Annotated in this window: 8 protein-coding genes and 4 pseudogenes; 3 read left to right on the forward strand and 9 right to left on the reverse strand. The window is 57.9% G+C overall.

Annotated elements, in window-relative coordinates; genetic code table 11:
- Positions 1-83: 83 nt before the first annotated feature.
- Positions 84-338: a hypothetical protein gene (locus tag ASC90_RS13365; RefSeq protein ID WP_056541017.1), complete on the reverse strand. Its 255-nt coding sequence runs from the start codon at positions 336-338 to the stop codon at positions 84-86.
- An 82-nt stretch (positions 339-420) separates the two neighbouring features.
- Between ASC90_RS13365 and ASC90_RS28140 the strand changes: the two are divergent.
- A pseudogene (locus ASC90_RS28140) lies at positions 421-659 on the forward strand (transposase); the annotation flags it as partial.
- 346 nt (positions 660-1,005) lie between these two features.
- On the opposite strand, the gene ASC90_RS13370 reads toward ASC90_RS28140, so the two are convergent.
- The gene (locus tag ASC90_RS13370) at positions 1,006-2,040 is read right to left on the reverse strand and encodes a class I SAM-dependent methyltransferase (protein WP_056541020.1); all 1,035 of its coding nucleotides are present in this window, start codon (positions 2,038-2,040) and stop codon (positions 1,006-1,008) included.
- 231 nt (positions 2,041-2,271) lie between these two features.
- Between ASC90_RS13370 and ASC90_RS13375 the strand changes: the two genes are divergently transcribed.
- Complete coding sequence (locus ASC90_RS13375) at positions 2,272-4,218, forward strand: GGDEF domain-containing phosphodiesterase (RefSeq protein WP_056541024.1); 1,947 nt, start codon at positions 2,272-2,274, stop codon at positions 4,216-4,218.
- A 355-nt stretch (positions 4,219-4,573) separates the two neighbouring features.
- On the opposite strand, the gene ASC90_RS13380 is transcribed toward ASC90_RS13375, so the two are convergent.
- The 4 genes and pseudogenes from ASC90_RS13380 to ASC90_RS29935 all read right to left on the reverse strand — a co-directional run.
- Entirely contained in the window at positions 4,574-5,488 is a 915-nt protein-coding gene (locus tag ASC90_RS13380) for an esterase (protein ID WP_056541027.1), read from the reverse strand.
- 147 nt (positions 5,489-5,635) lie between these two features.
- On the reverse strand, positions 5,636-6,223 hold the full coding sequence (locus ASC90_RS13385; RefSeq protein WP_244480385.1) for a hypothetical protein: 588 nt from the start codon (positions 6,221-6,223) through the stop codon (positions 5,636-5,638).
- Positions 6,224-6,288: 65 nt separating this feature from the next.
- A complete protein-coding gene (locus tag ASC90_RS13390; RefSeq protein WP_244480386.1) occupies positions 6,289-7,230 on the reverse strand; it encodes an HlyD family type I secretion periplasmic adaptor subunit in 942 nt (313 codons plus the stop codon).
- A gap of 608 nt (positions 7,231-7,838) precedes the next feature.
- Positions 7,839-7,954, reverse strand: a pseudogene (locus ASC90_RS29935) (alpha/beta hydrolase); the annotation flags it as partial.
- A 60-nt stretch (positions 7,955-8,014) separates the two neighbouring features.
- Between ASC90_RS29935 and ASC90_RS29940 the strand changes: the two are divergent.
- A pseudogene (locus ASC90_RS29940) lies at positions 8,015-8,156 on the forward strand (IS5/IS1182 family transposase); the annotation flags it as partial.
- Between the two features lie 3 nt (positions 8,157-8,159).
- Here ASC90_RS29940 and ASC90_RS30400 read toward each other — a convergent pair.
- From ASC90_RS30400 to ASC90_RS13405, 3 genes and pseudogenes are all read right to left on the reverse strand, one after another.
- Positions 8,160-8,270: pseudogene (locus tag ASC90_RS30400) on the reverse strand (pyridoxamine 5-phosphate oxidase); the annotation flags it as partial.
- A 32-nt stretch (positions 8,271-8,302) separates the two neighbouring features.
- Positions 8,303-10,606, reverse strand: coding sequence for an autotransporter outer membrane beta-barrel domain-containing protein (locus ASC90_RS13400; RefSeq protein ID WP_056541139.1), 2,304 nt, complete (start codon positions 10,604-10,606; stop codon positions 8,303-8,305).
- 1,339 nt (positions 10,607-11,945) lie between these two features.
- Positions 11,946-13,403, reverse strand: coding sequence for a DUF1254 domain-containing protein (locus ASC90_RS13405; protein ID WP_056541035.1), 1,458 nt, complete (start codon positions 13,401-13,403; stop codon positions 11,946-11,948).
- Positions 13,404-13,510 lie beyond the last annotated feature (107 nt).

A 13,510-nucleotide genomic window follows, 5' to 3' on the forward strand; every position in this document is an offset into this window, starting at 1 on the left:
TGTTGCGGGAAACGGTGGCGCTTGTAGCTGACGGCAGAACTCTTCATACCACCGTCTCTATGCCAAATTCACTGACGTCGCGTTTATGTGACAACACCATCCAAACTAGCGCAATAACCCTGCTGGACCGCATAGCGAGCAGCATTGGCAGCAATCAGCTTGCCTTCCTCAAGATGAAGCTGTTGATTGAAGCTCTCTGCGTCGAGTGCAACTGACGCCCCCTGGTTTCCGCCGACTGCCATGCCGACGAGAACTGCGCCCCATTGGCCAAGCGCGTTGCGCTCTTCCTGCGTCAGGTTCGGGTTGCCCATCAGCGCCTTGCCGATGACAGCGCCCATCAATTCCTGGGTGCCACCGGCGAAGGCGCCGAGACCTATATTCCCTCCTGAGACGACCGCAGTGAGCGGTGAATAGATGGAGTGGGCAGCAACGCAAGGAATTGCCTTGAGCCATATCCAGCCCGGTAAGCCGCAAGAGAATGCCTATGTCGAGCGCTACAACCGCACCGTCCGACATGAATGGCTTGACCAGTACATCATCGAAAGCATCGGGAGGCGCAGGAATTCGCCACGCAGTGGCTCTGGACGTACAACAACGAACGGCCCAATATGTGCATCGGCGGCACAACGCCCGCACAGAAACTGAAAATGGCCGCGTGAATTCTACTGCCGAGCCCCGTTAAGAATGGGGGGATTACCGACGGATGCGTCGAAGGCGTCCATGTCGACATGGATGATCTTGCGGGACGCGCTGGCAGCGCGGGGTCGTGTTCGCCATCATTGTGGAATACGCATCTCAGGCAATCGCCTCGTCGATAACCGGCTCGATCTTGAGCAGTCTCGCTCGAGAAAATGTGCGGTGAACTGGACGGTGTCTGTGGATCGGATCGCTTTACCCGCGACCGGGCAACGAGAACTTGACCGGAAGCGGTGATTCACCTGCTATCGGTTCCAGCGGGTGGCGGGCGACGTGGCGAGCGCGTGCTACCCAAACAGTAGCCCGCAACTAACACTTTTCGATTTCGCAATATACAATACTGCGGTTGGCGCCAGACCAAACAGAGACGCTGGCGTCCACTCCAGCGACGCTTTCGTTCGCAACGGAGCGCATATCCTCTTCTGATCGCAAAAGCAGCGCCCAGTTCATAAATGTCTCCATGTAACCGTCGACATCTGTCTCGAGGGAGAAGTTGGCGAACAGAAATTTTCCACCAGGCTTGAGCATGCCGACGCACTTCCTGGCGAGTCGGACGGCGACTGCGGCTGGCAAATAGTCGTATAGGCCTGCCGCGTAGACGAAATCGAATGTTCCTAGAGTATGTCTGCCAGCTAGCAACGATTTGACTGAACCATTCATCGCCTCAACGGCGGTACCGGTGAAATCGCGGGCGACTAAACCAACACTTAGAGGGTCTTGATCGAGCGCAACCCACCGCCCTAACTCCTTAGCACCTAGTGCTTTTGACAAGTTTGCCTCGCGAAGATGGCCAGACGCTAAGGCAAGAACTTCAATTGGGCTAGCTTCGGCGGATGCAATCTCGTCCACCCTACGAGCAAGAATGTCTCGACGTTCTCTTACCGCAACCGACGACGAAGCGTTTGCGGTGTAGTCATATATGGCGCGACCCAATTCGCTTGATGATGCAATGGCATCCGCGACTTCGTGCCTGCCATAGATGAAGTCGAGGAGATGCGCATCGCCAGAATAGCCTCGTGGTTTCTCGAAAGACCAGCGCGTCAGTGGATCCTGAAGCAGATATCGGGCAACAGGATGGGATTGAGCTATCGGGACGATCTGGTCCCAGACAGTTGGGTGACAGCGCCCCCTTAACTCATGCAACGAGCCAGCCAAACGCGCGACTATCAACGACGGATCGACACCAGAAGTAAACTGGCGGTGCGTCAGTTCGAGACTCAGAGCAAGCTCGGCCTTCGCTATTGAGAGGCGAGCCGGATCTGGAGCATCGAACCCCCTTGTCGCCTGACGAATTGCACTGGGTACGACTAGACTCTCTCCGTCCAAGAACATGCTTTGTGCCATTTCGAAACCCCATTGACGATGCGTTAAGCATAATCAACCAGCGGCAACGAAGCGACTAGAATCTACCCGGGATAAGGGTATTTCTACTATTGCGGGTGAAATTTCAGCCATCTAAAAGTGTGAAGTAATCAGACGAATTGGTCGCAAGTTGCTAGCAGTAACTTTTGGAGGGCGCCAAATCATGGCTTACTTTATCCCGCGCAAAGCTCGTGATAGATCTTCGGTTGTTGCATGAGTACGCCCCGCACAGATTTCCCATTTAATGATTTAGACGCGACATTTTCATTTACACAGGCCCGCCAATCTCTGGAGATCGAGAATGATGCTGTCCGAAGGCGAAGCTCGCGGCACGGCCTGTGGATAGCAGTGGCCGTTTATGTCGCGTTCGCTCTGCCAGATCAGTGGCTAATCCCGGATGTAGCGCCCGTGACGATTGCGGCCCGATTCGCTGTTGCGGCAATCGCGCTGTTGACCTTCGAAATCCTGCGACTGGCGAAAGCTACAACTTTCTGGCTTGACGCTACCTGCGCGTCGGCGCTCCTGCTCGGTTACATAGGTTGGCTATGGCCTGCCATCGGCACGAGCGATGTCGTCGCGATGTCCTACTACATGATATTTGGCGCCATCTTCATGATGGGAGCCAACCTGTTCTTTAGCTTCCCCTTTCGGCTATCGGTTGCGACATCCGGTCTGGTCCTGTGCGCATTTGTAGTTACGATCGAAGAATTCTTTCCGTCGAGCCCGACCTACAAGCTGGCTTTTGGGTTGTTCTACGTTTCCTGCTTCGCTTTCACCTCCTTCGTCAACTGGAGGCTGAACGTGGAGCGGAAAAAAGTACTGCTGAACGCGGCCGAAGCTCGTCACCAGCAATGGGAAGCGTCCGAACGCGGGAGGTCACTGCTTGAACTCTCACATACCGACTACCTGACAGGCATAAGCAACCGGCGGGCACTAGATCGCCGCCTCGATGAGTGTTGGACCGCTTGGACAAATGAGCGCCGGGACTTCTCCGTATTTCTCATCGATGTCGATTTCTTCAAGCGCTTCAATGATCGCTACGGGCACCAAGAAGGGGACCGGTGCCTCACTGTCATCGCCAACGCGCTGAAGAGCGTAGTAGAGGCGTCCGGCGGCATGATAGGTCGCTACGGCGGTGAAGAGTTCATTGTGGTCTTGCCAACTGAAACTCCTAAGACCGCGATGATCGTAGCAGAGAAGATCAAAATGGAGGTCGAGTTCCTAGCGCTTGCTCACGAGGAGCGGCCAGATGATCGGTCTGTCGTGACAGTCAGCATCGGTGTGGCCTTCACCCGAGATCAGTCAGTAGAGAAAGTGGAAAGATTGGTGCGTGAGGCGGACCTAGCCTTGTACAGCGCGAAAGCCAGTGGCCGAAACTGCATTCGGCATTTTGACCCGGCCCTGCCTCGCCCTGATGACAGTGCCGGTAAGCTGATCCCACTGCTGGCGGCTGCCATCGATCGTAAACTTGTTTCGCTCGTCTATCAGCCAATATTCGACGTGACGAACGAGAAGGCCCGAGCTGTAGAGGCCTTGATGCGTCTCAAAATGCCCGACGGTACCGCTGTCTCGCCAAAGATATTTATCCCGGTTGCGGAACGAACCGGTGCCATTCTGGAACTTGGCCGGTGGGCGATCGAAACTGCGTGCCGAGAAATCCTTATGACGGACCGTATGGCGACCGTTAGTGTGAACGTCTCGCCCATACAACTTCGTTCACCCGGCTTCGCCGCGAGTGTCGCGGACATCCTAACTGGCTGTGGCGTAAATGGGTCTCGTCTTGCTTTGGAAGTGACCGAGGGTCTGGATATGGACATGCAGTTGGAAGTGCTCAAATGCATTGCCGATTTGCGGATACTCGGAGTTGAGATCTGGCTTGATGACTTCGGATCTGGCTTCGCTGGCCTTTCTTGGCTGAGAGCGATCGAGTTCCAAACGGTCAAGGTCGATAGAACTTTCCTCCACGACAGCTCAACGCCACGCGGGCTGACTATGCTACAAGACATGATTGCTCTCATTCGCAATCGCGGGAATACGATCGTGGTGGAAGGTGTCGAAACCGCCGCGCAATTGTCGCTTTTAAAAGATCTTCGCATCGATCGCGTTCAGGGATTTCACATGGGTATGCCGGTGAGCGCTGAACTGCTGAGTGCCGCGTGATGCCAGCGTCGGATCACGCTCAATAACGCCATGTCGATCACTCCGTAGCCCCCGCTGAAAACACGCAGGGCAAGGTTCAAACATGGGTCAATTCTCGATGGAAATATCCCGTGCTACAGGGTCAGTTCTCGGTGGCAATCAACACCATAGCCGTCGGAATGAGGAAGCTTCCCAAAACCTACTGCTGTGGTCTCCACGACCGCTAATTGGCGCAAAGCCGGCGTTGAGCGCTGACCCTATTTGGCATGGGGGCAGTCCCCGTGCCGGAGGGGCTTCTTCGCCTTGAAAGGGTACGAACCGTCGAGCTGCAATTGTCACCAATTCGCCTATCGGTGACGGCGCAAATCGCCTTCCTTCAGCGTGCGAAGGCCTCGAAGGGATTGACTTCAGTAAGTTGGCGGATCGCCTCCTCGCTTACGCCCGCGATTTTGAGTGATGGCAGAAGGCTAGCGACAAGGTGGGTGTAAGGTCTTGGGGTTCCACCACCGGGTTGCGCCGGATCATACCAGCCGAGATCGTGGCTTATGAGCAGGTGCTCTCCGAGCCCGGCGTCAACGGCGCGCATTACCATTGAGACCAACTCGTCGTCGGGCGCTCTTCCGACGTGGTCGTATTCGATCCATGCACCCCGGTCCACCAATACCCGGTGAAGCCCGAAATCCTTCTCCTCTTGGGTATGAATGGATATGAAGCGCTCCGGTGAGCAGCCCTCTGACTGAAGGATGTCCAACTGCTCCAAGGCAACTCTTCCCCGGATCGTATGCGAGCCGATGACCGCATTTGTCCGTACGGATGCTCTTGCGGCTGCGCGCAGGATACGGGCTTCGAGCGGCGAAATCCCGTCGTCGCCAGCGCTGAGCTTGATCCATCCCGCCAACACACCAGTTTCCTCGATTCCCTCGGTAAGCTCACTAACCATCCATTGTTCAAGATCGCCCTCACTAGCCTCTGCTATCCAAGCAGGGATCCACGGTTCACGATAGTTGCCGGTTGGGACGACTATCGGAAAATCGGCGGCCTTCGACACAGCGAGATCGATGTCGGCACGTCTTCCAACGCCACCCGTCGTACACTCGACGAGCAACGTTATGCCTTGTCGTTTTATCGCCTCAATCTGAGGGACCATCGATGCCACTACCGCATCTATCTCTGCCTCTGCGTAACCGGGCTGGTCAGGCGTTCTGAGGTCGACAAACACATGCTCGTGCGGGAGGATCATCCCGACTTCGTCACGGCGCCTTGGCCCCAAAGTCGTGTAAATCTGCTTCATCGTTGGGCTCCGTCGCATTTGGGCCGGCCAAGTGGTGACTGTGCAGTATGGATAGTGAGATGGCGTCGCCAAAGTAATGCGGCAAGGCCGCCCCTTCAGACCGCTGGGCCGATGTCCTCGACTTCTATTCTCGTACTCAAGGGCGAGTTACTGTGATAACGATTGGATCCGGTCATAGCGGACGGTGAACTCGTCGGCGGTGCCTTCGTCATAGACCTTGGCCAGCGTGGCTTGGAGATCCGGCGAATAAAGCACGCTGAGAACGTCGAATTGTTCGTCGCCCTTCCTGGTTACCTGCTTGATCCGGAGCACCTTGTATTTGCATTCGCCAAGGCTGAAGCTCTCCTGTCCAGCCACCGTCAGTTCCAGGCTCCATCGCGTATCTGCCGGTTCGACCGGGCCAAGCGGCACGAAGGCGATGCTGGCGCGGCCACCTTTCTTGAGAGGCAGAACGTGCGTCAAATCGGACAGCGGATGCATGACATACTGCTCATCCGTGAAACGGGCGAGGTCAAACAGACCGGCATACGAAAACACCGTCTGCCGGGCTGAATCGCGAAAGTGATGGACGGCTTTGACAATTGAATCTGCCTGCTTCCGGAATTCGCTCCGAGCGTCGGCATTCTCCAGCACAAAACCATTCTTCGCGGTGTTTGCCGAAGGACAATCGGCGCCATGCGCGGCGGCCGGGAGAAAGGCTGCGATAAGAAGCAATCTGAAACGGCTTTTCAACATAATCTGCTGTGTCCAATAATAGGGGTTGGTTGATTGTTCATGCGATTGAGTTTCCTAGCCGCCGCTCAACGCTCCTTCATCGCCCCGGAGGCGATCTCGGCTAGCGGTGAGAACAGGTATTCCAGGATGCGACGCGAACCGGTCTTGATCTCCACCGTCACCGCCATGCCCGGCGACAACGGCTGACGATACCCATCAACATCGATGTCAACGGTGTCGAGTTTGACCGTCACCGGAAAAACGAGGTTTTGAATGCGCTGGGCGTTGGCGACGGGCACCGCACTTTGCAGCGGCTTGGCCGGATCCCCTTCGAGCTGGCCAGCGTCCGGCTCGGGAATTGCATCCCGTGCGACAGCTGTCACGCGACCGTGGACGATCCCATAGCGGGTAAAGGGAAAAGCTTCGATCTTGACAACCACCGACTGGCCGATCGACACAAAACCAATGTCACGGTTCGGCAGGTAGGCCTCGACTTCAAGCGCGCTACCGCCCGGGATGATCCGCATTAATTCAGCGCCGGCATTCACCACTTGACCGACTGTCGTGATCGCGGATGCTTGAACGGTGCCGTCGATCGGGCTGACAATGGTCGTCGATTGGCGTCGCTTTCGCGCCTTGATGAGCTGTTGTTCCAATCCATCGGCGTGGCGTGACGCTTCGCCCTGACGGCCGATATTGTCCGCTATGAATGTGGCTACCGCCTTCTCACCGTCGCTGGTCGCGACCACAAGCGAAGCCTTCGCTTCGGCAAGCTGCCCGATCTCCATGGTGACGACCGCGATCTCCTTCTGCTGGGCTTCCATCGCATCGATGAGCCCGGCCCGTGTCCCCACCGACTGATCGATCAGGTTGTTATGGATCTTGACCCGCTCGGCGAGTGTTTGGATCAAGGTCTTCTGAGAGGAAATCGTCTGGTCAAGCCGGTCAATCGCCGCCTGTTGCTGAAGACGTTGCGCCGCAATGCTGGTGAGCCGGACTGTAGAACGCTCGCTGCGCCGCTGCCTCAACAAAAAATGCCGAACAGGCCTGGGATCGATGCCGCGCGGCGTTGGTGCATCGGTCGATAAATAAACAGGCTACAGTCTTTCAGCTTCCAGGGCGCAGTGGGGCCGGGCCTAGCCGAGCGGATTGGATAATGCTCTCGGCCGCCCGACAGGTTGCAGGTCCCCGCGTCTCCTGCGACCTCACCGGCGGCAACTCTTCGGTCAGGCTATGCTGCTCGACAATCTGGATGATCTCAAGCTTCTCGTTGGCGGAGTAGGGTATCTCATTCTTCGTCGCCCCATACCGATCATGTTTTTTAAGCAGGCGTTTTCTACGGTGAGGTCGGCCAGCGCCTCCTTGGCAAAGCCGATGCCCCACGGTCGAGCTTGTAACGAGGGCAGCAGTTTCGCCGACAAGGTCGATTTTCATTGTCACGCGGGGAAGCATCGCGGCGTCAGTCAGAAGTGGGCTCCGACACTTCGCGAGTTTGGCGCGGACAGAGGACGCCTGACGGTTGGACCGAGGGAAGCTTTGCTGTTCGGCAGCATCGGGGCCGAGCGGACCAGCGGCTTTCGGTGCCGCGACTTTCTAAGCCGCCGTTCCGACATGACTAGGGGGCGTCCCGATGGCGCATCTGGTTATCCCAATCGGCGCCGCTCAGCGGCCACCCATGATGGACACGATTGGCTGCCCGGTGCCCCAATCCTTGTAGAAAATCTGGGCACCGCCTTTCGCCGCGAAGCGCAAACCCAGGCCGTCATCCCGCCGAAGGCGGTTCGCAAAGAACTCACCCCTTGTGATTTCGCCATGTATTGATGGGCGGCATCTCGTTGAGAATTTCTTCTCCCATCTCAAACAGTTCAGAGGCATCGCAGCGCGCTACGACCAGACCGATGAAAGCTTCGACGCTTTCATCTTCCTCCGCGCGATACACTCGGCAATCAAATGAATGTCAACGGGCCTTAACCTGTGTGAAGCAAGGCATAATGTGCTGCGGGCAGTTCCGGTCGAACGCCTCCACCGCGATGAAGACGAGGCGTTCCACGCGAGCGGGGTAATCGGGAAACGGTCAGCATCTTCGCCAGCGGCATTCCTCTACCATTTCACGCTGAACCCGACCTTCGCCCCGATGGAGTTGCTGTCGCCAAAGTCCTTAAGGCTGGTGCGGGCGAAGGCTTCGCCGTTCAGCGCATAACGGTCGTCCGACCAACTGAGCGAGCCACCCACGCCAAGACCGCCCCAGAGCGCCTGGTTCTCGCTGACGAGGCTGGCCCCTGAGACATCGACATCCGAGCCGTCGAGGAAGTCGTAATAGAGATTGGCGATGCCGTAGAGCTTCGAGCTGCCGCTCTTTCCGGAGGCATCCTTCCAGTCATTGTCATAATCGGCCGAGATGCCGAGGCGGCCGGTCAGGCTGTCTCCGTCGTCAAGCGAGACATCGGCGCCATAGGCATCGGTGAAACTGTCGAAGCGCACGGAGGAATAGGCAAGCTGCGCCTGCGGCGTCAGCGACCACTGGCTCGTCAGGGCGATCTTCTGGCCGGCTTCGACGCTGAACCCATAGCCGAAGCCGTCATTGCCGTCGGCAAGCGTGGTACGAAGGATGGAGGATTTGATATCGCTGCTGTACCAGGTCACGCCAGCCTGCGTATCCACGTAAAAGCCGCTATCGTCGTACCAGGTCAACGTGCCGTCGAAGCCGTAGCCGGTCGTGTCGATGGCACCCTTGCCAAAGCGCGAGGAAATGTCCGCCGAGGCGGTATCGACATGGAAGCTCACTCCGCCGATCAGCGCGCCGGCTCCGCTTTCATACAGCATTCCGTCGGCACCCGCTTGCAGCGCCCAGCTATTTACATCGTATTCGGTGTCCGTCGTTGAGGTCTCCGGCTCGAAATGCGAATGCGTTCCGTCGATGCGCATCCAGATCGCACCGGCAAGCCCATTTCCCGCGTCGTCAGCCGATTGACGGCCGCCCACATCACGCCCGCCAGTGCGCTGGCGCAGCGTGTCGAACTCATTGAGGCTCAGCAGCACGCCGGCATAGGCTTCGTAAAGCGGAACACCGGGCGCATAAAGTGGCACGATCTCGGTGCCGGCGGGATCGAGCAGGGCCGAGCGAAGATACCAATCGCCGTCAGCCGGGGTGCTGGCACCACCTTGGTAGAGCCGATAGGCATAAGCTCCGGCGGCCACGGCCTGATCCCCTTCGAACACATAGTCACCAAGCAGCGAGAAGCTCCCAGCCGAGTTCCCGGCGACATCAACGATCTTGATGCCTTCGACGGTTTGCGCGCCAACGCCACCGAGATTGATGACCTTGACATTGGTCGTGCCCGACGTGTTGCCGGTGACGAGGAGGCGGTCGGTGGAGGACGTATCGTCGCCGAGGACGCTCTCGATTTCGAGCGTGCCGCTGCTGCCGGTATAGTTGCCGGAGATCGTCAGCGTGCCGATCGAATTGCCCGGCGCGATGGTGCCGGCGTTGGTCACATCGCCGAAGATCGTTCCGGTGCCGCCGAGAATGCCGGCTCCCGATGTGGTGACTGGACTGGTGATCGAGCCGTTGACGGCAAGCCGGCCACCGCTCACCGTCGTCGCGCCGGTATAGGTGTTGACACCCGAAAGTGTCTGATTGCCGGCGGTGACGGTCAGTCCGCCCGTGCCACCGATGACGCCCGCGAACGTGTCGTTGCCAGTGGTGATCGTTAGGGTTTGGGCTCCGAGCAACACGGTGCCGCTGCCGGCCAGGCTCTGGATGGCCGGAGCTGCCGCCGCTGCCGAAACGTCAAAAGCGCCGTCGGCGACAACCCGGCTGGAATTGGCGATGGCGCCGGCGCCGGAAAGGGCGAGGCTGCTGCCGAAGTCGATCTGCGTCTCGCCTGAGTAAATGCTGTTTGCCAACAGGCTGAACGTGCCGCCACCCGTGACGGTCAGACCGCCGACGCCGGTGAACCCCGACGCTGCGTCGGTGCCTAGAGCGAAGCCGGCGGTGTCAATCGTCAGCCCGCCGACGAGTAGGTTCAGCTCGGTGCCGGAAAATCCGTTGATGGAGGTCGCGTTATTGGCCCGAGCGCGCAAAATGCCGTTGTCGAAATTGGCCTGGCTCGCGCCGAGGCCGCCCCGCAAGGTTTGAGCCTGCAATGTGCCGCCGCTGCTGAGGTTGAGCGTGCCCGAAGATGTGGCGCCGGTGCCTAGGACTGCGGTGTTCGCGTTGACTTGCCCGCCATTCTCAATGCTCAGCGTACCAGTGCCGAGAAATCCGAGAGCGAGATTTGCGCCGCCGGTGGCGTTCCACAGTGACCCGGCTCCTGTAACGGTGACAACTCCGATCCCCGTGGCGACGGTTCCAAGCCGGGCGTTACCGGTGCTGGTTAGGCTGCTGCCATTCTGGATCGTCAAAATCCCAGGCACAGTCGCGTCCTGGCCGACGCTTGTGGCACCCACCGACACGCTGACCGGGCCGGTGACGCCGAGGACGGCTGGTGTATTGCCTGGCGCACCCGGCGTACTGATGTTGACGGTTGCACCGGCACCAGGAACGGTACCTCCCGACCAGTTACTCCCGTCCGTCCAGTCGCTGCTCGTCAATCCGCGCCAGTCATCGCTACGGGCTGTCCCTGCGGATAGGACCATAAGCGCCGCTCCCGATACAGTTGAGAGGTACAGTCGCCGACGCTTTTCCGCGCCACTCGCTGCAATTTTCCCGCCGAAGAAGACACCCGCCCGCATTTAAAGCCCCCAAATTACTCTTCAGGATTGATTTAAAACGGGATTCAGCCGGAATTAACAACCCTTTCGCGAGAAGAATTAGCGGGTGTTCGGAAATTGCCACAGTGGTCGGTGAAAAATGCCGCCGGGGCGGGTGGAGCACGGGACCAACTTTTCAGAGTTTGGCCTGCATCGCCACTTCGCTCAATTGCGGTATTCGTGTTAGGTGCCTTCTTGATGATATGAAGTATTCCGCCACCTTCTGATAGGAGACCGTAATACGCCTACGCCGTTCGAGGCGGACCGGTTGGACAAGATTGAGGCCGTGATGGCCAGTTCCCCGTACCTTGAGGTTCGTGATCTGTCGGTGACCTTTTCGACCAGGTACAAAGAGCTCAAAGCTGTCGATGGCATCAGCTTCGATTTAGCGCGGGGTGACCGTGTTGCACGGATCAGATGGTAATCAGCATTTAGGCTTTCAGCAAATGATCAGCTGACACGCTCGCAGTTTGCCCGTCCGAGGTCGGATATGCGGTTCAGCACGTTGGTGGCGATGTGCGTCTCGGTGGTCTGGTTTTCGATGTTCCTGGCGTGCAGCCGGTCGCCGATGACCGACTTCCAGCACCTATCTGAGTCTCGATCCGGGATCTCTGGTTGTAGCCGGTCGTTGCCTGCCAGCCCATCCGGCCGTGTTTGGCAATATGCTCGATCCGGCGGCGGGTGCTAATGCCCAATGCGACCGATCACAGTGTCAATGGATCTTGGTGGCCGGTCATTGTTCATCCTCGGTTATAGGCAGGTCGGAGCCCGCTCGAATATTTGACGTGACTTATGAAACGCCCTCCCTTGCCCGGGAAGAAGGGCGATCAATGGCGCGCTTCCATGTCTGCAAGCCTGCAAGCGCTTGAGGCTCAGAAACAGGGAAACCGCGAGAGAAGCCTTTATCCTGGCGGCGAAGAATATGGATATACCGCTCATCACGGATCAAACGTTGGCCGGCGACATCTCTTCGACGCCGCCAAGCTCCACCTTACTGTCCGACTAGACCCGGAAGCGCCGGGACCCTCGTCACCGCAGGGGGATTCCACCTGCCGGTGAGCGCGTCCGACTTCGGCGCATAGAGCCGCATCGTCAGGTTGAACGGAGCCTTGGGCGCAGGCAGCCAGTTCGGCTCCTTATCCTTGCCGGGGCTCTCATTTTGGAAATAGAGATCAAGCGAGCCGTCGCCATTATAGACGAACGGCATCCACGAACTGACGGCAAAGCGTTCAAGAACGTTACCGACTTGGAAGCCTGCCTCATCGTAGAGCGTAATCGACCAAAACGCATTCACCGGCGGCAAGCTGCTCTTATCAAACGTCAGGGTATACTTGGAAGTACCATCGAGCGGCTTGCCCTCACTGTCAGCGAGATTGAGCGGATAGATGGCGTCCTCCACTAGGTTCGCTCCAAGGCCTTGTTGAGCGACGATCGCCCGCTTGAGGTAGTAGTTGCCGTAGACACCCATGGTATCGGTGTTCATTGACCAGCCATTGGCGACGCGCGCCAGCGTAGCAAGCTTCCAAGCCATCAGCTTCTGGGCATCGGTGGGCGCGCGCTCCAGCGCCTTGGCAATGATCGGATCGACCTTGCTCATCTCGAAGCCTTTGCCGACTTCGATGCCGATCTTCTTCAGCTGCGCTAGCATCGGCTCGTCCGTGATGTGTGGCGGATTGACCTTCATCAAGTCAGCTGCCAGCGCAAAATATTTGTCGGCTGGCATGGTGTCGACCTGGGTCTTGGGCGGCGTCTTCATATCCACGCTTGGATCAATCTTGACCTCGATTGGCTTGGCTTCCTTACCCCATTCGCTCAGCGGCGTGATCTTGTAGCCCGCCTGAATTTTATGCACCGCGTCATAGTCGGGTGGCCCATCGGTTTTGGTGCGCCCTATCACCCAGACGTAAGGGGTTGGGGCGTCGATACGCTGCGTCCCTTCGGGCAGTTTGAATTCTTCGATAAACTTGTCGCGCAGATCGGAATGCCAGCCAGGCGGAGTGATCAAGAAGTGACCCTCCTTGGTGCCCGTGGTACGCCAGCCCGGCGACGCAAAGACATCGGTCCACATATCCAACATCGGCAACAGATAGTAGCGCCCATCTGTATCGGGCACTGAAACCATCAGCGGCTCTTTCGTCAGGTCCAGCCATCCGCTCGAATATAGAGTATCAAAGTTCGACCGCACTACGCCTTTGAATTCAGCCGGGGGGTATTCGGGCACGTTGGTAAAGCTGTTCATCGGACCCTTGCCCAGTTCCTTACCCGGTGCGATATTCGTGAACGTCCGGCGTGATATTTCCATCGACAGCAACGGATAAAAATAGACATACGCATCAACGCCAATGGCATGTGCCTCGTCTGCCGTAAGTGTGGTTTGCGCTTGCGCCGTAAAAACTGAGGTTAGAGCCATAAGGCTGCCCGCAAAGGCCGATAAAATCATGCGTCCCATGGAATTGCTCCCCGATTGTCGCTGATTGAATTTTTTATTGCTATCCGCGAGACACCATACACGATCGGCGCGTTCGTGCCAGTCAGCCCTACTCCAAGGTCGCACCC

This window comes from Rhizobium sp. Root1220 (assembly GCF_001426265.1).
GTDB lineage: Bacteria > Pseudomonadota > Alphaproteobacteria > Rhizobiales > Rhizobiaceae > Rhizobium.

Coding starts and splice junctions, on each gene's coding strand:
- ASC90_RS13370 (WP_056541020.1), bottom strand. CDS start 2,040: ATGGCACAAAGCATGTTCTTGGACGGAGAGAGTCTAGTCGTACCCAGT.
- ASC90_RS13385 (WP_244480385.1), bottom strand. CDS start 6,223: ATGTTGAAAAGCCGTTTCAGATTGCTTCTTATCGCAGCCTTTCTCCCG.
- ASC90_RS13405 (WP_056541035.1), bottom strand. CDS start 13,403: ATGGGACGCATGATTTTATCGGCCTTTGCGGGCAGCCTTATGGCTCTA.
- ASC90_RS13365 (WP_056541017.1), bottom strand. CDS start 338: ATGGGCGCTGTCATCGGCAAGGCGCTGATGGGCAACCCGAACCTGACG.
- ASC90_RS13375 (WP_056541024.1), top strand. CDS start 2,272: ATGAGTACGCCCCGCACAGATTTCCCATTTAATGATTTAGACGCGACA.
- ASC90_RS13380 (WP_056541027.1), bottom strand. CDS start 5,488: ATGAAGCAGATTTACACGACTTTGGGGCCAAGGCGCCGTGACGAAGTC.